General features: G+C 69.8%; 15 protein-coding genes and 1 other RNA gene. 8 read left to right on the top strand and 8 right to left on the bottom strand.

Annotation, left to right across the window (positions count from 1 at the left end):
- The 3 genes from GF068_RS38060 to GF068_RS38070 form a co-directional block, all read right to left on the bottom strand.
- On the bottom strand, nt 1–2,555 hold a 2,555-nt coding region (locus GF068_RS38060; protein WP_153824466.1), incomplete at its 3' end, for an HD domain-containing protein.
- A gap of 50 nt (nt 2,556–2,605) precedes the next feature.
- Nucleotides 2,606–5,164 (bottom strand): homocysteine S-methyltransferase family protein, encoded by a 2,559-nt coding sequence (locus tag GF068_RS38065; protein WP_206079644.1) that lies wholly within the window; start codon nt 5,162–5,164, stop codon nt 2,606–2,608.
- A 9-nt stretch (nt 5,165–5,173) separates the two neighbouring features.
- Nucleotides 5,174–5,881, bottom strand: a complete 708-nt coding sequence (locus GF068_RS38070) for a hypothetical protein (protein WP_153824467.1) — start codon at nt 5,879–5,881, stop codon at nt 5,174–5,176.
- A 158-nt stretch (nt 5,882–6,039) separates the two neighbouring features.
- Between GF068_RS38070 and erpA the strand changes: the two genes are divergently transcribed.
- The 4 genes from erpA (at nt 6,040) to GF068_RS38090 (ending at nt 9,919) form a co-directional block, all read left to right on the top strand.
- A complete protein-coding gene (erpA, locus tag GF068_RS38075; RefSeq protein WP_153824468.1) occupies nt 6,040–6,366 on the top strand; it encodes an iron-sulfur cluster insertion protein ErpA in 327 nt (108 codons plus the stop codon).
- A 387-nt stretch (nt 6,367–6,753) separates the two neighbouring features.
- Nucleotides 6,754–7,605: an RNA polymerase factor sigma-32 gene (locus tag GF068_RS38080; RefSeq protein WP_338046743.1), complete on the top strand. Its 852-nt coding sequence runs from the start codon at nt 6,754–6,756 to the stop codon at nt 7,603–7,605.
- 60 nt (nt 7,606–7,665) lie between these two features.
- Nucleotides 7,666–8,074: RNase P RNA component class A (gene rnpB / locus GF068_RS38085), an RNA gene on the top strand.
- Between the two features lie 204 nt (nt 8,075–8,278).
- On the top strand, nt 8,279–9,919 hold the full coding sequence (locus GF068_RS38090) for an ATP-binding protein (RefSeq protein ID WP_170319921.1): 1,641 nt from the start codon (nt 8,279–8,281) through the stop codon (nt 9,917–9,919).
- A 5-nt stretch (nt 9,920–9,924) separates the two neighbouring features.
- Here GF068_RS38090 and GF068_RS38095 read toward each other — a convergent pair whose 3' ends face one another.
- The 4 genes from GF068_RS38095 to GF068_RS38110 form a co-directional block, all read right to left on the bottom strand.
- The gene (locus GF068_RS38095; RefSeq protein WP_153824470.1) at nt 9,925–11,445 is read right to left on the bottom strand and encodes an SBBP repeat-containing protein; all 1,521 of its coding nucleotides are present in this window, start codon (nt 11,443–11,445) and stop codon (nt 9,925–9,927) included.
- 207 nt (nt 11,446–11,652) lie between these two features.
- Entirely contained in the window at nt 11,653–14,505 is a 2,853-nt protein-coding gene (gene fdhF, locus GF068_RS38100; protein ID WP_153824471.1) for a formate dehydrogenase subunit alpha, read from the bottom strand.
- A 106-nt stretch (nt 14,506–14,611) separates the two neighbouring features.
- Nucleotides 14,612–15,130: a hypothetical protein gene (locus GF068_RS38105; RefSeq protein WP_153824472.1), complete on the bottom strand. Its 519-nt coding sequence runs from the start codon at nt 15,128–15,130 to the stop codon at nt 14,612–14,614.
- A 111-nt stretch (nt 15,131–15,241) separates the two neighbouring features.
- Nucleotides 15,242–15,910 (bottom strand): hypothetical protein, encoded by a 669-nt coding sequence (locus tag GF068_RS38110; RefSeq protein ID WP_153824473.1) that lies wholly within the window; start codon nt 15,908–15,910, stop codon nt 15,242–15,244.
- Between the two features lie 565 nt (nt 15,911–16,475).
- Between GF068_RS38110 and GF068_RS38115 the strand changes: the two genes are divergently transcribed.
- The 3 genes from GF068_RS38115 to GF068_RS38125 all read left to right on the top strand — a co-directional run bounded on the left by GF068_RS38115 (nt 16,476) and on the right by GF068_RS38125 (nt 19,363).
- The gene (locus GF068_RS38115) at nt 16,476–17,141 is read left to right on the top strand and encodes a hypothetical protein (protein WP_153824474.1); all 666 of its coding nucleotides are present in this window, start codon (nt 16,476–16,478) and stop codon (nt 17,139–17,141) included.
- Between the two features lie 81 nt (nt 17,142–17,222).
- Nucleotides 17,223–18,260, top strand: a complete 1,038-nt coding sequence (gene ltaE / locus GF068_RS38120) for a low-specificity L-threonine aldolase (RefSeq protein WP_153824475.1) — start codon at nt 17,223–17,225, stop codon at nt 18,258–18,260.
- The gene (locus tag GF068_RS38125) at nt 18,257–19,363 is read left to right on the top strand and encodes a tetratricopeptide repeat protein (protein WP_153824476.1); all 1,107 of its coding nucleotides are present in this window, start codon (nt 18,257–18,259) and stop codon (nt 19,361–19,363) included. Before ltaE ends, GF068_RS38125 begins: the two co-directional genes overlap by 4 nt.
- Nucleotides 19,364–19,372: 9 nt before the next feature.
- Here the strand turns inward: GF068_RS38125 and GF068_RS38130 are convergent, their stop codons facing one another.
- Nucleotides 19,373–19,756, bottom strand: a complete 384-nt coding sequence (locus GF068_RS38130) for a hypothetical protein (protein ID WP_153824477.1) — start codon at nt 19,754–19,756, stop codon at nt 19,373–19,375.
- A 292-nt stretch (nt 19,757–20,048) separates the two neighbouring features.
- Between GF068_RS38130 and GF068_RS38135 the strand changes: the two genes are divergently transcribed.
- A complete protein-coding gene (locus GF068_RS38135; protein WP_153824478.1) occupies nt 20,049–20,732 on the top strand; it encodes a hypothetical protein in 684 nt (227 codons plus the stop codon).
- Nucleotides 20,733–20,771 lie beyond the last annotated feature (39 nt).

Raw genomic sequence — 20,771 nt, forward strand, 5'->3', positions numbered from 1 at the left:
ACCGTCCGCCCCTCCACCACCCCGATCACCCTTGTCTCCCGCGACGGCCCCGTCGATCGAACCACCTCATCCAACGCCGCCCCCCAAGCCCGCGCCAACGCCTCAAGCACCGCCCCTGCCAGCGTCCTGAGCACCGCTCTCCACGGCTCCCCGCTCGGCGCCTCCTCGCTTGGCCACAACGTCGGATCTCGCGCGTCCAAAATCGCCGGCAGATGCATCCGCACCACCAGCACGTTCCGCGCGAGCGTGATCTTCGACCGCCACCACGGACCTCGCCCGCTCTGGTGATCCCGCACGAGCAGCACCTCGTCCGGCACCTCGTCCCACGCTGCGATCGCTTGCTCCGACAGCCACCCCGACGCGCCCTCCGCGATCGGCAGCGGCCCCAGCCTCCCGCCGCAGGCGCGTACGATCTGCGCGCACGCCATCTGCTCCGCGGGCTCCTTCACCAGCGCTGGGAGCAACGCTGCTTGCTCCGACGCCCACCGCGAGAGCTCCTGCCGCTCCACCACCGGCACCGCCGTTGCTTGCCGCGTCGCGCCTGGCCGACCCACGAGCACCCCCGAGATCCCTCGCATCGAACAGGCGCGTAGACCTCCCACCGCCACCACGCCTGCGTAGGTCGGGTGAATGCAGGCGCGCCCCACCATGTCGCCCGACGACGTCACGAGGGGACGCAGGTTCAGCGCCATCTCCGGGATCTCGCGGGGCCACAGCCGCTCGAAGGGCTCTGGCTCCGGGCTCCACGTTCGACCGAGCAGCTCGTAGCCGTCGATCGTCATCCAGTCCGACGCTGGCACCACCCGCGTCCGCTTCCCGTGTGCGTCCTCCACGTCGAGGTGCACGTCGAGCGCTGGACAGAGCCACGCGCAGAGCTCCTCCAGCGTCCAGCAGCGATCGTGCCCTCGCCGGTAGAAGATCCCGTCCGGCGCGTCCGGCGCCGCGCGTAGCCACACCCGCACGCGTGTCCCTGCGTCGCTCATCACCTCGCTGTCGTTCGACGCGCGCAGAATCGGCCGCGTCGTCCCGCCTGCGTAGAGCTCGAGCACGCTCGTGTCCTTGCGCCCTCGCTCCGACGTGCGTGTCGTGATCCGGGCCCTTTGACCCCAAAGGAACACCGCGAACGGCCCGAGCCCTCCGCCTCCGCGGCGGAACCCCTTCGCCAAGAGCCCCGGCGGATCTCGGCGCAGGAGCAGCGACGACCAGTACTCGCTCGACGTGTCGCGGAGCGGCGCCGACAGCACCTCTGCGGGCATCCCCGTGCCCGTGTCCTCCACCTCGAGCCAGTGCCCCTCCTCGTCCTCGCCGAGCCGCACCGTGATCGTGCCCCAGTCGCTCGGCCACTCCTCCTGCATGCGCCGCGCGCGCACCGCGCTCGCTGCGTTTTGCACGAGCTCTCGCAGCGGCGTCGACGCGTCGCTCTCGTCGAGCCGCGTCGCTCCCAGCCGCTCCACGAGGGACGGGATGTCCGTCACCGACACGCGCGTGTCCACCGGCGTCCACCCTTCGACCGGCAGGAAGTCTGCGAGCCGGCTCGGATCCTCCACGCCTGCCACGCCGCGGGCTTGAAGCCTCGGCCGACCGGCCTCCGCGAGCAACGTGTCGACGACCCTGAGCTCGCGGTCCACCGCGCAGAGCGTGTCCATCCCGAGCCAGAACGCGGGCGCCTCCTCCACCGTGAAGGGGCTGTCCGCGAGGAAGATCAGCCGGCTGTTCGCCACGTACGGCTCGCGCAACTTCTCTTGCAGGATCCAGTGCTCTCGCCGCGCCCCCGCGGGCCTACGCGCGGCGCGCCAGAAGTGCGGCGCGCGCGAGAAATCGATACGCGACACGTCTGCCACGCGCAGGAGACACGCGAGCTTGAACGCGTCCACCGTCCAGCTCGAGGGCATCCCGGCGAGCGGCGCGATCGTCTCGTGGAAGTGGTTCGGCAGCTCCGTCGCGAGCCAGAGGTGGCTCCGCGCGATGCGCCCGATCGTCGGCCCGTACGCTTGCCTGAGCTCCGAAGGCTCGACCAGGTGGTGCTCCTGCCCCTGCGCGTCTCCGTACGGCGCGAGCGCGAGCCGCTCGGCGTGCCTCGCGTAGAGCGTGCGCAACGTCTCTGCGATCGCGTCCTCTTCGATGTCCTCGGGCGGCTGCTGCAGCTCGGCTGCCGTCGGCGCGCGCCCGAGCTTCTGGACCAGCATGCCGACGACCTCGTCGAGCCACGTGCGCTCGCCCTTCAGCGCGTCCGTCCCGCCGTGCAGCGTCGCCAGCGCGAGGGACAGGTCGTGTACGACGAGCGCCGACGAGAGCACGAAGGCCTCGGGCGGCGTGAGCGGAAAGCTCTCGCCTGCGATCGTGTCCACGCTGATCCACAGATCGTCCGTGTGCAGGATGTCCGAGATGCTCGGATCGTCCGTCCGGGCCTCGACCATCTCGTTCGCGATCGCCGTGGCGCGCGCGCGGAGCCGCATCAGCGCGTCGCGCAGCGTCCTCCGCGGGGCAGCGGCCTCGTCGGCGTCGTGGGGCGCGAGCGTGCTTTTCCAGAGCGTGGTCGTCTCGAGATGCGCCATCGCTCCGAGGGTATTCCGACTCCGCCCGGGGCTCTACTGCGTTCGGCTCGTCACGCCGAAGGCGAAGGTGGCCCCTGCGTCGCGCCCTTCTCCGGCGCCTCCCGCGGGAACCGCTCCTTGTGCATCACGAGCATCCGCTCGGCGATCGTCACCACGTCACCCACGTCCTTGCCGTACCCGTCTGCGCGGATCTCCTCGGCGAACGAGGGCGTCGTCACGGCGCCTCCGATCATCACCACGTGCGGCAAGCCTTGCCCGCGCACGGCGTCGATCACGTCCTTCATCCGCATCATCGTGGTCGTCATCAGCGCCGACAGACCGATGATCTGGGCCTTGTGCTCGCGCGCGGCGGCGAGGATGTCCTCGAGCGGCACGTTGCGCCCGAGGTCGTGCACGTCGAAGCCGAAGTTCCGGAGCATCAGGCCCACGATGTTCTTGCCGATGTCGTGGATGTCGCCCTTCACCGTCGCGAGGATGACCGTGCCCTTCTTCTCGATGTTGCCCGACGCCTCGAGCAGCGGCATCAGCACGGCGACGCCTGCCTTCATCGCGTCTGCGCTCGCGATGAGGTGCGGGATGAACTTCTTGCCCGAGCCGAACAGATCGCCGAGGTGCCGGATCGCCGGCGTCAGCACCTCGAGGAAGATGACGAACGGATCCACCCCCTCCGCGAGCGCGCGCTTCACGAGCCCGGGCACGCCGTCCTTGTCGCCCTCGACGACCGCGTCCCAGAGGAGGTCCTTCGTCCCCTTCGCCCGGCTCCCGCCCGCCTCGCCCTTCGGCTCGTCGCCGCCCGGCGTCGCCACGTTGAGCAGTTGCCCCGCCTTCGCCGCGTTCAGCATCGCCTGATCACGCTTGCGCTCTGCCTCGAGCGGCACGGCCATGTCGATGTACCGCCGGCAGCCCGGGTCGCGGCCCGCGAAGAGGCTCGCCGCGGCCACGGTCTCCTTCAGCAGCGGGTCGACCGCGTTGCAGATCGCGCTGTCGAGGCCCGCCGCGATCGCCTGCGCGAGGAACGTGTTGTGCACGCTCTTCCGGAGCGGGATCCCGAACGACACGTTGGACAAACCCAGCGTGGTCGCGCAGCCGAGCTCGCTCGTGATGATCCGGATCGTCTCGATCGTCTGCGCCGCCGCCGCGGGCGCCGCACTCACGGGGATCGAGATGCAGTCGAAGACCACCCACTCCTTCGGGATCCCGTGCTCCTCGCACATCCGCAGGATCTTCTCGGCGTTGCGCACCCGATCGATCGCCCGCTCGGGGATCTCGCTCTCGGCGCACATGCCGATCACCGCGCAGCCGTAACGCTTGATGATCGGCAGCAAAAAGTCCGCCTTCTCCTTCACCGGATCGACGCTGTTCACGAGCGGCCGCCCCGGGTACGCCCGGATCCCACGCTCGAGCGCCTGCACGTTCGCCGAGTCCACCACGAGCGGCAGATCCGTCACGTTTTGCACCGCGAGCACGGCCTTCTCCAGCATCGCCGCCTCGTCCACGAGTGGCACGCCGACGTTCACGTCGAGCGACATCGCGCCGCCTTCGGCCTGCGCCCGCGCGTCTTGCACGATGAGGTCCGTCCGGCCCTCGCGGATCGCCTGCGAGAACACCTTGCGCCCCGTCGGGTTGATCCGCTCGCCGATCGTCACGAACGGCGCGCCCTTGCCGATACGCAGGCTCCGGCTCCGCGACGTGATCCACGTCCCGGGCAGGCGGCTCGTCGGCGCGTGGGGCTTGTGCCCGACCTCCGCGGCGATCATGCGGATGTAGTCGGGCGTCGTCCCGCAGCAGCCGCCCACGATCGCCGCGCCACGATCCACGAACTGCTTCGCGAACGGCGCCATCTGATCGGCCGTCTGCGGGAAGACCGTCCGGCCGTGCCGCATCACGGGCAGCCCCGCGTTCGGCTGCACCGAGAGCGGCAGCGACGTCGCCCGCGCCATCCGCCCCACGACCTCCAGCATGTCCTCCGGGCCGACCGAGCAGTTCACGCCGATCACGTCCGCGCCGCAGGCCTCGAGCACGATCGCCGCCGTCTCCGGATCCGTGCCCGTGTCCGTCAGCCCGCGCTGCGTGTAGGTCATGTGCGCGATGATCGGCACCGAGCGCGACACGTCGCGCACGCCGATCAGCGCCGCCTTCATCTCGACGAGGTCGAACATCGTCTCGATCGCGATCACGTCCACGCCCGCGTCCACGAGCGCGCGCGCCTGCTCGGCGAAGATCGCGACGGCCTCCTCGAACGCGAGCTCCCCGCCCGGCTGCAGCGTCGTCCCGCACGGGCCGATGTCGCCCGCCACGAGCGCGCGCCTGTCGCCGATCGCCCGCCGCGCGTTCTCCACGGCCGCTGCGTTGATCTCGCGCACCCGGTGGCCCGCGTCGTACTCGGCGAGGCGGAGGCGCGAGGCGCCGAACGTGTTCGTCAGGAGCAGGTCCGCCCCGGCGTTCACGTACTCGCGGTGCACCGCGATGATCGCGTCCGGCTGCTCCACGTTCCAGAGGTCCGGCGCGTAGCCGTCGGGCAGCCCGCGCGCCTGCAGAAACGCGCCCATCGAGCCATCGAGGATCAGCACCTCGCTCCGCAGCCGCCTCGCGAATTCCTGACGATTCACGCGCTCTCCTTAGCTCGATTTCGCCCCGGCGACGACCGGATCGCCCTCGTCCTCCGGCGCTCGTCCGTCCTCCCGCGCCCCGAACCCCACCACCGTCGTCACGGATTTCCGTGGCCACAGGCTCATCGCCTCGTTCGCCGTCACGCCGATGCGCGAAGCCTCCACGACCTGGCAAAGCGCGCTTTGCGCCTCGAGCGGGAAGCCCTCGTACCCGGGCCGGTACCTCCCCGCCCGCGCGAGCCCTGCCCGCGCCAGATCCGCCTCGACACGCGCCTCCACCACCCGCGCCGCCCGGTCCACGAGGTACGTGCCCAGCATGTCGAGGAACCACGCCTCCGCCGGCTCTCCCCGGCGCGCGAGCTCGTCGAGCGCCTCGTCCCAGCGCTCCCCGAGCGTGACCGCGGTCAGCGCCACCTCGCGCGCCCGGGCGAACCGCCGCGCGAGCACGGGCGAACGCAAGAGGCCCGGCGGCGCCCCGCGCACGACCACCTCGTCCTCGTCGACACGCTCGACCTCGGCCGTTCGAAACACCCCCTCGAACGTGGCCATCACGAGCGCGCGGCGGCGCGCGAGCTCGATCGCCTCCCGCACCCCGCGCTCTTCGATGTCGGCGAGCCGCGCCGCGTGAGGCACCCGGAGCGCGCGCAGGACTTCGCGCTCGTCCGGCGCCGGAACGGCCCCCCGCACCACGATCACGCGCCGACCCAGCAGCCTCATACGTAGGATTTGTTCCGTAGCGTCATCTACCACTGGCAAGTGGTTTCGAGGTTGCCTATCTTAGGGAGCGTCTGGGAGCCGCCGGCCTCAGCGCGGGCTCTGCGGGCGCACACGAACTCGCGTCCATGGCTCCTCCGGACGAGGCCACGAGGAGAACTATGTCTATCAGCATCACGCAAAAAGCGGCCGAGAAGGTTGTCGAGATTGCGACGGCCGAGGACCTCATGGGGCAGGGCCTGCGTCTGCGTGTCATCGGCGGCGGTTGCGCCGGCTTCTCCTACGATCTCTACTTCGAGGACAAGCCGACCGACCTCGACGAGACGTTCGAGGACAAGGGCATCAAGCTCTACATCGATCCCCTGAGCTACCAGTACCTCGAGGGGACGGAGATCGATTACGTCGAGGGCCTGCACGGCTCGGGCTTCAAGTTCTCGAACCCGAACGTGAAGAGCACCTGCGGCTGCGGCTCTTCGTTCTCTGCCTGAGCCGACGCCCGAGGCGGCCCGAGCGCTCGTCACGGGCGCTCCTTCGGCCCTCCGCGGGCTCCTGAAATCCCCTTCAAATCCCGGTTTTCTGCGTTCTTCGGCCTCGCCCGAAGCGCACTCTCGCGACCGTTCCGGTCGCACAGCGTGCAGCCATGCCGCACCCATGGTCCTTCCTTCCTGGGGCCATGTCACCCCGTGAGCCAGGGGCGTGCCACGCGCGGACCAGGTCCAGTCGAATTGCGGGCGGCGTGAGTCGTGCAGGGAGTTGGTCCGTCGGGGCCGACGTCCTCGAAGGCCCCCTCGAAACGGCGTCCACGGCGGGCAGGCCCGAGCGACGGCGCGGTGCGCCCCACGGCAATCGCACCTTTCATGAGAATGAGGGAAGACGTGCAGACCTCTCGAGACCAAAGCAGCGCGGTTTCTCGGTACATCGCGCACGTTCGGCAAATTCCGGAGCTCTCACGCGAGGAGGAGGTCGAGCTCGCCCGTGCATTCCGGGATCGGAACGACGAGCGCGCCGCCGCGAAGCTGGCGCTCGCCAACCTGCGGCATGTCGTGTCCATCGCGATCAGCTACCGGCGTTATGGCATTCCTCTCGCCGATCTCATCGCCGAGGGGAACTTCGGGATCGTGCACGCGATCCGCAAGTACGACCCGGATCGAGGCAATCGGTTCGTCACGTACGCGGCATACTGGATCCGTGCGTACATCCTGAACCACGTCATTCATTCGTGGAGCCTCGTCGGCGTCGGATCCGGGCCGCTCCGGTCGAAGATGTTTTTCCGCCTTCGCCGGGAGCGCGCGCGTATCGCGGGGCTCGTGGGCGAGGGCGAGGCGGGCGACAAGATGCTCGCCGAGAAGTTCGGCGCGCCCGCGGAGAAGGTCGTCGAGATGGCCCGCCGGCTCGAAGCCCGGGACGTCTCGCTCGACACGAAGGTCTTCGAGGACGGCGCGCGCTCGCTCGTCGATACGCTCGTCGCCGAGGACCAGGATCAAGAGGAGCGATTCTCGCGCGCCGAGGAGGGGGCGCTCCTGCGCGAGCGGCTCGAGCAGGCCGTGCAGAACCTCGACCCACGCGAGCGGTACATCGTGGAGACGCGCATGATGGCCGATCCAGAGGAGGAGCTCTCGCTCGCCGAGATTGGCAGGCGCCTCGGCGTCTCGCGCGAGCGGGCCCGCCAGCTCGAGGCGCGCGCCAAGCGCAAGCTGCGCGATCGGCTGCTCCCCCTCGCGGCCTGATCTCGTCCCCACCTCACCACCTCGACTTTCGGATCGGGGGGCGTTATCTTCGCCCCTGTCGCAGCGGAGCAGGTGGTCGCCGGCGGGTCTTCCGCGGGAGGAAAGTCCGAGCTCCGCAGGGCAGGGTGCCGGGTAACGCCCGGTGAGAGTGATCTCGAGGAGAGTGCAACAGAGAAGAGACCGCCGGCTCGAAGGTGCCCTCGTGGTGCTCGTCCAGTCGGTAAGGGTGAAACGGTGGAGTAAGAGCCCACCGCGCCCCCGGTAACGGGGGTGGCATGGCAAACCCCACCCGGTGCAAGGCCGCATAGGGAGGCGATGGGACCGAGAGGTCCCGGGAGGATGGCCCGTCCGATGCCTCCGGGTTGGCTGCTCGAGGCACGCAGCAATGCGTGCCCTAGAGGAATGATCGCCGCCGCTCCGGGGGTGACCCTGGAGCGACACAGAACTCGGCTTATGAGCCGCTGCGACCGAGGGGCTCCGATCGAAAGATCGGGGCCTTTCGTTTTTTTGTGGTCTCGCGGCCGCCCACGCTCGAGCCCGCCCCGTGGCGATGCCGCCGGGCGACGTCGGCCATGAGAGGGTTTTACCGAAAGCGACAGGGACGTCCCCGCCTCGCCTGGCGTGCCCCTCTCTGTATGTTACGTTCCGCGTCCCCGCTCGTTTTCGATTCCCAATGCAGCAAATTGCCACCCCGGAAGTCCTCCGCGCGCATTCCAGGTTCGCCGCGATCGGACCATGGCTGCTCGCGGTCGCCGTCGCCGGGCTCTCGGTCGCCGTCGGCGCAATGATGATGCGGCCGCTCGGCGGCCTTTTCCTGATGGCGCCGATCGGGCTCGTCGCGCTGCTCAGCCTCGCGGTGGGCAGCCTCCCGAGCCTGTTTTCGCTCGGCCTGTGCACGATCGGGTTCGCTTTCTGCTTCTGGTCCGAGGCGTCCGCCGACCACGTGCCGGGGTTCGGGTTCGCCGAAGTATTCAGGCTCGTCGCGTTCGTCGTGACAGGCACGGTCGTCATCCTGGCGGCGGAGTCGGAGCGCCAGGCCCGGCGGCGCGCGCAGGCCGAGCGCGTGTTCGCCCAGCAATCGTTGCGGGAGGCCGAGCGCGCCGTCGCCGCGGCCCGCGCCTCGCTGGCGGCGCTGCACGAGAGCGAGGAGCGCCACCGCGCCCTCGTCGAGGCATTACGAGAGGCCGATCGGCGCAAAGACGAGTTTCTGGCCATGCTCTCGCACGAGCTCCGAAACCCCCTGGCCCCCGTCCGCAACAGCCTCTACGTCCTCGGCCGCGCCGCGCCCGGCAGCGAGCAGGCCAGGCGCGCCGAGCGCGTGATCGAGCGGCAGATCGTCCACATGACGCGGCTCATCGACGACCTGCTCGACGTGACGCGTATCTCACGCGGCAAGATCGAGCTCCAGCACGGGCCCCTCGACCTCTGCGAGCTCGTCCGTCGCGCCGCCGAGGATCACCGCTCGGTCTTCGAGCAGAACGGCGTCACGCTCTCCGTCAAGCGCGCCGAGCGGCCCGTCTGGGTGAACGGCGACGCGACGCGGCTCGCGCAGGTCGTGGGCAATTTGCTGCACAACGCGGCCAAGTTCACGGATCGCGGCGGGCGGGTGCGGGTGTCGGTGTCGCTCGACGGGCCGGAGCGCGCTTCGCTCTGCGTGAGCGATACGGGCATGGGGATCGCGAAGGAGATGCTGCCGAAGCTCTTCGATCCGTTCACGCAGGCCGACCGGACGATCGCGCGGAGCCGCGGCGGGCTCGGCCTCGGGCTCTCGCTGGTCAGGGGCCTGGTCGAGCTGCACGGCGGCGAGGTGCGCGCCGAGAGCGACGGCCCGGGCAAGGGCTCCTGCTTCACGATCACGCTGCCCGCGCGGGAGCCCGCGGCCGCGCGTGGCGCGTCGAGCGTGGAACGCGAAGAGCACCGCTGCGGCCGCATCCTGGTCATCGAGGACAACCACGACGCCGCTTCGAGCCTCGCCGAGGCGCTCGCGGTCGGGCGGCGTAACGTGCAAGTGGTGGTCGCCCACTCCGGCCCCGAGGGGATCGAGATGGCGCGCTCCTTCGATCCGGAGGTCATCCTGTGTGATCTCGGTCTGCCCGGGATGAACGGCTACGAGGTCGCGCGGGTGCTGCGCGCGGATCCGGCGCACCGGCGCAAGGTGCTGATCGCGCTCACGGGGTATGCCTCGCCCGAGGATCGGAGGCTCTCGCGCGCGGCGGGCTTCGACCGGCACCTGGCGAAACCGCTCGACGTCAAAATGCTGGAGCGGCTGCTCGCGGAGGTTTGTGATCCCGCCGGGCGCGTCTCCGCGGCGTAGGAGCGTCAGGGGCCCAGGATCTTCGTGACGAAGCCGGCCCCGCCGAAGTAGAGGGTCGACTGCGCGGCGTTGTGGATGGGGAAGTCCGCGGAGTTCGTCCAGCCGGTCACGATGGCGCTTCCATACCCATCGACGGCGAGGCCGTACACATAATCGGTGTTGGTTCCGCCCAGATACGTCGCGTACGCCGCCGCCGATCCCGAACCATTCAGCTCCATCAAGAATCCGTCGATCCAGCCGCCGCGGTAAGACGTCTGGAGCCCATTCACCGTCACCGGGAGGCTGGTCGAGTCCGTCATCCCCGCGACGTACGCCTTTCCGCTTTTGCTCACGGCGATGTAGGGCGGGTGGCCCCCCGGATTCAGGCCGCTCTCCACCCAGGTGGAGTACACAATGGCGCTGCCCGGCTCGTTGACCTTCGTCACGAATACGTCCCATTCACCGACGGGTCCGCTCTTCACGCTGCGGAACGCGCCCGGCGTCGTGGGGAAGTTGGGGGAGTCCGAGAGCCCGAGCACGTAGGCATTGTAAGCGCTGTCCACCGCGATCCCGTAACCGGCGTCGCCCGAGTCCCCTCCGATCAGGGTCGAATAATAAGGCGCCGCCCCGCTCGGGATGAGCTCGGTGACGAAGACATCCGAACCATACCCGGGGTGACCGTAGACCCTCTGATAGGCGCCGGGCGTCGTCGGGAAGGGGACCCCGACGCCGTTCGGCGGAGGGGTCGTGCTCCCGACGACGTATGCATACCCGGCCGCATCGACGGCGATGTCCATGGCGTCCTCGGAGCCGCTCCCTCCGAGGTACGTCGAGTACACGAGGCTCGAGCCCGACGCATTCAGCTTCGTGACGAATGCATCCGTGTCCCCGCGGCGTGTATTCTGCATGGCCCCGGGCGTGACAGGGAAATCGCTCGAATACGTCCAGCCCGTCACGTAAGCGTTTCCAGCGGGATCCACGGCGATCCCCATCGGCTCATCGTCACCGCTACCGCCGAACCGGCTGTAGTAGACGAGCGCATTGCCCGCGGCATTGAGCTTCGCGACGAGGATCCGCTGCGTCGGGCCGTACGAGAAGGTCTTCGAGAGCACGTACACGCACCCCGCGCCGTCCACCGCCATATCCTGGACGAACTCCGTGCCGGTGCCGCCGAAGGCCGCCGTCCACAGGAGCACGCCGCTCGGGCTGTACTTGGCGACGAAGATATCCCCGTTGCGCTCGCCCGCCATGTACACGTTCCCCGCCGGGTCCACCCCCGTCCTGCCGTACCAGACGCCTTCCGTTCCTCCGACGAACGTCGAGAACCCCAGCGAGGTGAGCGCGTCCGTCGCCTCGGCGACGTTCTCCTCTTCGTTCACCACGTCGGAGCCGCCGCTCACCTCGACCTCCTCCCACGCCTCGACGTCCATCTCGTCCACGGGCGCGCAACCCAGCATCGCCGGCGCGAGGCAGGCCAAACAGAGCCCCGCAGCCGTCCATCGGCCCGTCGTCATCGTCGCTTTGCCCAAGGTATGCGCAGGATTCATCGTGTGCCTCCAGTTGTCGGAGGCAGCATGGGCAGGAACCGGGCCAGCGCTCGGGAAGCCAAAAATAGCGGGTAAAAGCTCGAGCGGGTGTGGCCGTGGAGGGCGGCTGACGCGTCCATCGCGCGCGGGTGACGTCAACGGGACCGCTGACGCGTCAGCTCACGCGAAGACTCTGTCTTCGCGCCTCCGCGCGGACCCTGCCTGGAGTTACTCCGCCGCCTCCGCGGCGTGCCCGTCCCCGTCCGCGCGCGAGAGGCGCACCGCGCAGAACTTGAATTCGGGGATCTTCCCGAAGGGATCGATCGCGTCGATCGTGAGCACGTTGGCCGCGGCCTCGCGGAAATGGAACGCGATGAAGACGCTGCCGACGCCGACCTTCGTGGTCGGCTTCGCGACGAGCTCGATCGTGCCGCGGCGCGAGGTCACGCGGACGCGTTCGCCCGGACGAACCCCGAGCCGCTCGAGGTCTTCGGGGTGGACCTCGACAAACGCCTCGGGGGCGAGGGCGTCGAGGGCGTAGGAGCGGCGGGTCATCGTGCCCGTGTGCCAGTGTTCGAGCAGGCGGCCGGTGTTCAGGACGAACGGGTATTCGGCGTCGGGCGTCTCGCGGGCCGGGGTGTATTCGCAGGGTACGAGCTTCCCGCGGCCGTCGGGGGTGGGGAAGCCGTCGTCGAAGAGGATCTGGACGCCGTCCTCGGCCGCCCGATCCGGGGCCGGCCAGAGGCGGCCTTCCTTGCCGAGGATGTCGTAATCGAGGTTCTGGTAGGCGTCCGTGAGCGAGGTGAACTCGTCGAAGATCTCCTCCACCCGCTGGTAGGGCATCGGGTATCCCATGCGGCTCGAGATATCGCAGACGATCTGCCAGTCGAGCCGCGCCTCGCCCGGCGGCGCGAGGGCGGGGCGGCCGATCTGCACGCGGCGGTCGGTGTTCGTGTAGGTGCCGAGTTTTTCGAGGTAACTCGTGGCCGGCAGGATGACGTCGGCGAACTCGGCGGTCTCGGTGAGGAAGATGTCCTGCACGACGAGGAAATCGAGCTTCCCGAGGGCCTTCTTCACCTTGTTCACGTTCGGGTCCGAGAGGAACGGGTTCTCGCCCATGCAATAAAGGGCCTTGAGGTTGCCCTCGAGCGCGGCCGTCGTGATCTCGGTGACCGTGAGGCCGGGCTTCGGATCGAGCGGGACGCCCCAGGCTTTTTCGAATTTGGCGCGGATGGCCGGGTCGGAGACGCGCTGGTAATCGGGGTACATCATGGGGATGAGGCCGGCGTCGCTCGCGCCCTGGACGTTGTTTTGCCCGCGAAGGGGGTGCAGGCCCGTGCCGGGGCGGCCGACGTTGCCCGTGACGAGGCAAAGCGAGATGAGGCAACGCGCGTTGTCCGTGCCGTGCGTGTGCTGGGAGATGCCCATGCCCCAGAAGGTGATCGCCGCCCGGGCGGAGCCATAAGCCCGCGCGATCTCGCGGATGAGATCCGGCGCGACGCCGCAGATCTCGCTCGCGACCTCGGGGCTGTAGCGGGCCACGGTCTCCTTCAGGGCCTCGAAGCCGGTCGTGTGTTTCTCGACGTAATCGGCGCGGTAGAGGCCCTCGGCGAGGATGACGTGGAGGAGGCCATTGTAGAAGGCGACGTCCGTGCCGGGGCGGATGCGGGCATATCGCCAGGCGTACTGCGCGACGTCGGGGCGGCGCGGATCGACGACGATGAGCTTCGTGCCTCGAGACGCGGCCTGCTTGAAGAAGGACGAGGCGACGGGGTGGTTCGCCGTCGTATTGGTGCCGGCGAGCAGCGCGACGTCGGCCTCGGCGATGCCGGCGAACGTGTTCGTGACGGCGCCCGAGCCGATGGTCTCGAGCAGCGCGGCGACGCTCGAGGCGTGGCAGAGGCGCGTGCAATGGTCGACGTTGTTCGTGCCGAAGGCGGCGCGCACGAGCTTCTGGAAGACGTACGCCTCCTCGATCGAGCATTTCGCCGAGCCGAAGCCGGCCAGCGCGGCGGGGCCGTGCGTGTCTCGTGTTTCGCGCAGGCGGCTCGCCACGAGGTCGAGCGCCTCCTCCCAGCTCGCCTCGCGGAACGCGGGCAGGACGTCCTCGTACCGGACGAGGTGGCCCTTCCGGCGCCCGCCGCGCGCCTCGGTTGCGCTCTGCGATGCATCGGAGAGCGAGCCCTTCGGATAACGCACGCGGATGAGCGGCTTCTGGAGCCGCTGCGGGTGCATGGCGTAATCGTAGCCATAACGACCCTTCACGCAGAGCCGCTCGTGGTTCGCCTCGCCGTCGCGGCCGTCGACGTACACGATGCGATTCGTCTCCTCGTCGACGTTGTACGTGAGCGCGCAGCCGACGCCGCAATAAGGACAAACGCTGTCGACCTGCTTCAAATGCACGCGCGGCGCGAGCGGGGCGCTCACGGGTTTGTTGACGAGCGCGCCGGTGGGACAGACGGCCATACATTCCCCGCACGAGACACACGTGCTCTCGCCCATCGGTCGATCGAGGTCGAAGCCGATCCGCGCGCCGTATCCCTTGCCCGTCCGGCCGATGACGTCGTTGTGCTGGATCTCGTCGCAGCCGCGGACGCAACGATCGCAGAGGATGCAGGCGTCGTGGTGAACGGCGATGACCTTGGAGGACGGGTCCTCGCCGCGCGCGGGGCCACGCGGCAAGCGGCTGCCGTCGGCGTCGTACCGGCGGGCGAGGGCGAGGAGCTCGTTGCCGCCGGTGGTGCTCTCCTTGGGGCAGACCTCGGGCTGATCGCTCATGAGCAGCTCGAGCAGGACCTTGCGCTGGCGCTCGACCTTGGGCGAGGCCGTCGCGACCTTCATGTTCGGCTCGCAAGGCCGCACGCACGAGGCCGCGAGGGTCCGGCCGCCGACGTCGACGACACAAAGGCGACAGACGCCGACGGGGCGGAGGCGCTCGTCGTGGCAGAGGACCGGGATGTTGATCCCGAGCGCCTTCGCGGCCTCCCAGATCGTGGTGCCCTCGGGGACGGTGACGCTCCGGCCGTCGATCGTGAGCGTGACTTGGCGCGGGGAGGTATCCTTTGCCGCGGGCGCTTGCATGCGGCGGATTGTGGCACGAGCGGGCCTCGACCGAACCCGGGGAAATGCATCGGCTCGGCGCGTCATGAGCGCCCGAGCCGCGTCATGGGCGGCGGGCGAGCGTCCGTCATTCGCAGCCCATTCCGTCGGGAGCGGGCAGGCCGCAGGTGGTGAGCCAGTCGAGCAGGGTTTGCTTCTCCGCCTCGGGGAGCGTGGCCCCGAGGGGCATGAAGCCACTCTCGACGACCTCGGCCATACGCACGAAGCGAGGCTTCGTGGTCATGCCGTGCAGCGCGCGGGTGTCCTCGTAGGTGAGCAGCGAGTAAGGCGCGCCCGAGACCGGCGGGGATTGATGGCACGTGTGGCAGTGGGTCTGGAGGACGGCGAAGACATCGCAGGGGAAATCGCCGGTCTCGGGGGTGACGTCGCAGGTGGTCGGGCCAGCGTCGCCGGCATCGACGTCCCCGCCGCCGCCTCCGCCGCCGCCCGAGCCGGTCGTCGGGAGGGGAGGGATGGGGGGCTGGCCGGGCGGGACGCATTGACCGTCGAGGCACCCTTCCTCGAGCTCCGCGGTGCACGCGGGGCCGAGGGCGGCGAGGAAAAAGAGGAGGGCGAGCGGCGCGAGGCGAGGGGGAAGAAGGGGCATTGCGGGAGAATAGCGCAACCGGGCGGGCGTGGCGTCGCCTGAAAAGACGAAGCCCCGCGGACGGCGCGGGGCTTCGAAAGGAGCGGCCTCGCTTCCGCGAGGGCGCGTCGATTACTGGCAGGTGTCCGACATCGCGATCGTGTGCGGGCAATGCGTCGCCGCCTGCGTCGCGTCGGTCGCCGCCACCGTGAGGTGGTAGAGGCGGCACTCGGTCGTATTGCCGGCGGTGAAGTTCGTCGCGTTGTACTTCATGCCCGCGGCCGTCCAGGCCATGCACGACTCCATGCATTCGCCCTCCTGCGGCCACTGGGTCGGGCAAGCCTCCACCGCGAGGGAGCAGAACGCCTGGCAGAGCGAGCCACACGTGCTGTCACCGCTCGGCCCGGCGTGCGGGCAGTGCAGCGCCGGATCGGTCGCCGCCACGCTCGCGTGGTAGATGCGGCACTGCATCGTGTTGCCGACCGCGTCGGCGTCCTTGCCGGTGTCCGGGAGGCCCGCGCACGTGCCCATGCAGCTCGCCTTGTCGGCATACTGCTGAAATTCGCCCGTACAGTCCGCGGCGATGTCCGTGCAATACTTGTCGCAGTCGACGGCCGCCGCGCCGCCGCCGGAGCCGCCCATGCCGCCCGCGCCGCCGCCGCTGCCGCCCATGCCGCCCGCCGCGCCGGAGCCGCCCGAACCGCCGTTGCCGCCGGTGTTCTCGTCCCCGCAGCCCGTCGTCGTGAGGAGGGACGTCGAAGCGAGCAAAGCACCCAGGAAAAGAAGTCCACGCTTGGTCATGTAAAGCACTCTCTCCATCTCCGACCAGGACGTCGAGGCTCGGGCGCTCGCCGCGAAAACGCTCGCGAAGAGGCGCTCGCCCGAGACGAAAGGAGGTCGGAGTCGACATTTACGCGCGGCGAGGACGGACGGTTCCATGGCGCGATATCCACGATCCACGCGGAGATCTGGGTGGTTGTGTTTTTGCTAACGATGCCCGCCGGGCGCGATTTCCGGGCCATCCATGCGCCATCCCCCCGAGGCGCCGAGGGTCCGATTCTCGGGTCACGTGTTTCCTACGAATGGAGGACGGTCGGTACGATCTGTAGAGAATGGAGATCGCCCCTAGGGAGGGTCAATTGCAGGAAAACGACGTCGACCCTGGAACGACCGTACCCGCGCCGCACACCGGCGCCGGTCGAGACACCGTCGGAATGCAATCGTTGCCGAGCCGCATGGCAATAGCTGCTCGCCCGCACCCCCTCCCCCCGCCGCGCAGGGCCCCCGGCGTTCAGCCTGGGCATCCGCCGTGCGACGACAGCGGAGCCCCGACGGCTGGTCCAGCGCTTGCTCGTGTTTTTGCGCCATGTCGACGAGGCCCTCGCCCAGGAACGTTCTCGGCACCACGAAGAGCGCAGACACGAGCGACCCGGGGCCCGTTTCGTCGAACCGGGGCAGCGGCGTCCGTCGCATCACGAGCCCCAGCCCGCTGTCCCCGCCGAGCGACACGCTCGCCGCGGCCCTGACCTTCCTCGAGGGCGTCGCCTCGCGCCGGATGTGCCGGGAAGAGCTGCGCTCGTGGATCGACCGCAACCTCGTGCATCCCGGCTACATGGCCCGCCCCTGGCGGATCCAGGAGCCGCTCTTCGGCGCCTTGCCGAACGACAAGCATTGCAGCGCGTTTTTGCCCGAGGTGCCGCCGACGGACGAGACGGCCGCCATCCTGGTCCGCACCCGCGCGCGCGTGGTCGGCCACCTGCGCGGGCTGATCCAGAGCCCGGTCGACGACCGCTTCCTCTCGGCCGCCATCTTCGCCGGCCGGGTGCGCAGGGTCGTCGTGGGCGAAGAAATGCAGTGGGTCCCGCGCCCGCGCAGCCACGACATCCTGAGCGACATCGTGACGAGCCTCTTCGTCTCCGACATCCTCGGCCGTCGAGAGTTTTACGCGCAAAACCTGTGCGTTTGTGACACATGTGGCCGCGTGCGGTTCGAAATCGAGCCGCCCCAGCGGAACAAGTGCTTCTTCTGCTAGAACGCCCGCGTCCGTCCGTGACGCCCGCTTTCCCGCAAACAAGGCGTTGCCAAGCGCGCTCCTTCCGGGCGAAGTAGGGGCATGATCGATCTGCGGTCGGATACCGTGACGCGGCCCACTGCCGCGATGCGGGAGGCCATGGCCCGCGCCGAGGTGGGCGACGACGTGTACGGGGAGGACCCGACGGCCGAGCGGCTGGAGAGGCTCATCGCCGAGATCACCGGCAAGGCCGCGGCGCTCTTCGTCCCGAGCGGGACGATGGGCAACCAGATCGCCCTGCTCTGCCACACGCAGCGCGGCGACGAGGTGATCATCGGCGAAGGCGCGCACTGCGCGTTCTACGAGTCGGGCGCAGGCGCCGCGTGGTCGGGTGTGCAGTTCGAGATCGCCGGCCGCGGCGGGCTGTTCGGGCCGGACGAGCTGCAAGAGGTCATCAAGCCGCCGTACGACTACCACCCGCGGCCGCGCGTCGTCGCCCTGGAGAACACGCACAACCGAGCGGGAGGGCGGGTCTTCCCGCAGCGCGACGTGCGGGCGATCGCCGAGGTCGCGCGGGCCCACGGGCTCGTGATGCACCTCGACGGGGCGCGCCTGTGGAACGCGTCCGTCGCGACAGGGCTCTCGGTCGCGCAGCTCTGCGAGCCCTTCGACACGGTGAGCATTTGCTTCTCGAAGGGCCTCGGCGCGCCGGTGGGCTCCGCGCTCTGCGGAGACGCGGAGACGATCGTACGCGCCCGTAGGTTCCGGAAGATGCTCGGCGGCGGCATGCGGCAGATCGGCGTGCTCGCCGCGGGCGCTCTCTACGCGCTCGAGCATCACCGCGCGCGCCTCGCCGAAGATCACGCCGCGGCCCGCGCGATCGCTGAGGCGATCCGCGAGGTGCCCGGCGCGTCCGTGCCCGAGGTCGAGACGAACATCGTGCAGGTGGATCTGCCCGTGGCGGCAGGCGAGCTCGTCGCGGCGGCGCGTTCGCGCGGCGTGCTCGTGGGCGCGTCGGGCGCGCGGCGCGTCCGCGTGGTGACGCACCTCGATCTGCCGGCCGCGCGTGTCGCCGAGGCCGCCGCCGCGCTCGCCGCCGCGACGCGCGAGGTGCTCACGCGAGGGGCGACGCCCGCGTGAGCACGAGGCGCCTCGCCGGCATCGTCCTCGCGTCCTGGCTCGCGGGCTGCGGGCCGAGCCTCGGCGACGCGTACGAGCGCTCGTTCGCCGCAGGGCAGAGGGCCTACCACGCGGGGCGCTACGAGGAGGCCGCGAAGAGCTACGAGGAGGCCGCGCGCGCGGCCGAGCGCGTGAAGGACCGCGACGAGGCCCTCTTCCTCGTGGCGCGTATGCACGAGCGGCGCGGGGCGCACGCCGAGGCGAAGGCGACCTTGCGGCGGCTCGCCGAGACCTCGCCCGACGGACCTCGCGCGGGGCGCGCCGCGTTCGAGCTCGCCGACCTCGAGATCGAGCACGGCGACGTGGAGCGCGGCTACACGATGCTCTTCGACGCGACCGCGAAGCACACGAAACACGGCCTCGCGCGCAGGGCCGTGAAGCGGCTCGTCGAGCATGAACACGAGCGAGGCGGCGACGAGGCGGTGCTCGCGTGGGCGAAGGGGCCCGCGCGGGCCCTGCGGAACACGGACCTCGAAGAGAACGTCGACTACGAGGTGGCGCACGCGCTCGACCGCCTTGGCCGGCACGCGGAGGCCCGCGACGCGTTCATCTCGATCGCGCGCGCGCATCCGTACCCGTTCGGGACGCTGACGGACGACGCGCTCTGGCACGCCTCGCTGATGGAGGAGAAGCTCGGTCGGCACGAGGCGGCGATCACGCACCTGCGCGCGCTGCTCGCCGCGCGCGAGTCCGCGCACCTCACGGGCAGCTACGAGCGGCCGCGCTACTCGCCGGCGCAGATGCGGATCGCGGAGCTCTACCGGGACAAGCTGCACGATCACGCGGCCGCGCGCCGCGAGCTGCGCAAGCTCTCCACGGATCACCCGACGTCGACCTTGCGCGACGACGCGCTCTGGGCAGAGGCGCGCCTCGCGCGCGACGACGGCGACGAGGACGAGGCCTGCGACCTCGCCGAGCGTTTACGCAAGGACTTTTTCGACTCGCGATACGCGCGCTGCGCGCACCTCGTCTGCGACGAGATCAGGCCCGCGCCGAACGAGAAGCCGTGCGCGGGCTACATCGAGCGAGAGATCGAGCGAGGGGCGAGCGGCGACGGGGATTGACGGCGGACGTCAGTCTGCCTCGTCGTCCTCTTCCTCGAGCTCCTCGTCGTCGTCGTCGAGGTCGTCGTCGTCGTCGTCGAGATCGTCATCGACCTCTTCCTCGTCCTCTTCTTCGCGCTGCTCGTACTTGAGATCGATGCCCATCTCTCCGAGCTGCGTCTCGAGGAGTTCGAAGAGCTCGTCGACGTCGTCGCCGCTCCACTCGTCGAGGACGTCGGTCAAGAACTCGAAAAAATCTCCGCTATCGAGCCGGCGCTCGATCTCTTCGACCTGCTCTTCGCTGAACGCCTCGAGGACGTCTTCGCGCAGGGCCTCGGTGTCGCCTTCGTCGATCGCGTCCGCAGCGGAGAGGCGGATCTGCTTAACCGCACGCTTGTCGAGGTGGATCTCCATGAGCGTGGCTCCGTTTAGGCGACCAACCATGGCGACGTCAAGCGCGCCGATGATCGGCATCAAGGTTTCCGAGACGATGGCGCGAGCGCGCGCCGCGTCAAGGCGAGAGCGGCGGAGAGCCGCGTGACCAGGACCCGCCCGCCCCTCACGTCGGGCCGGACCTTCCGGGGCCGCGCCCCGAGCGGAAAGGGCAGGGGAGCACGCGATGCCGGCCCGCCTGCGTCACGCCGGTCCGCGACGCCGCTCCGCGCGTGGTTGCGGGGCCCCGGCCAGGGGCGTAGCGTGAGCGCCGGTGAGCGCGCGACGGCCCTTCGGTCTGCTCCTCTGCGTCTCTCTGCTCGCCGCCTCCGGCCCGGCGCGCGGGGAGCCGAGCGCCTCGCTGCCTCCTGCCAACGAGCCTCTGCGTGGCCTCGGAGGCGTCCGTCCACCGCCGCTCCACGTCGAGTATTTTCAGTACGGCGTGGCGATCGTGGCCGAGACGAACCTCGACCCGGGCGCGGTCTGCGCGCCGCAAGGTGGGAAGGCCGCGCCATGTATCCTGGGCGGAGCCGGGGGCCTCGCGATCCGCGGCGGGTACCGCTCCGCAGGTCCCTGGTACATCGGCGGCGCGTACCAGTTCGCCAAGATGGACTCGAGCAACCTCTACCGGCTCGGGATCTTCCAGCAGCTCCGCTTCGAGATGCGGTACCTGCCGGACCTCGGGACCCGCGCCGCGCCCTACGCTTCCTGGGGGATCGGCGCGCTCGCTTATGGGAACGAGTGGGGCGTCGAGACGGGCGGCGGGCTGCTCTTCGGTGGCCTCGGCGTCGAAATCGAGCTCTCCCGGGTCGCCCTCCTCGGCTTTGGCCTCGTCTACCGGCCCATGCTCATCGCCGGCTGGACCGACACGGCGGGCGCCGTCCGGGCCACGGGGGTCGCGCATTTCCTGGGCGCCGAGTTCCAGTTCGAGCTCCGCAGCGAGATCGGGAGGCGGTAAGCAGGGGCCATGCCGCCCCCCTTTTCGTGACGATCTTGC

The organism is Polyangium spumosum (assembly GCF_009649845.1).
Lineage (GTDB): Bacteria > Myxococcota_A > Polyangia > Polyangiales > Polyangiaceae > Polyangium > Polyangium spumosum.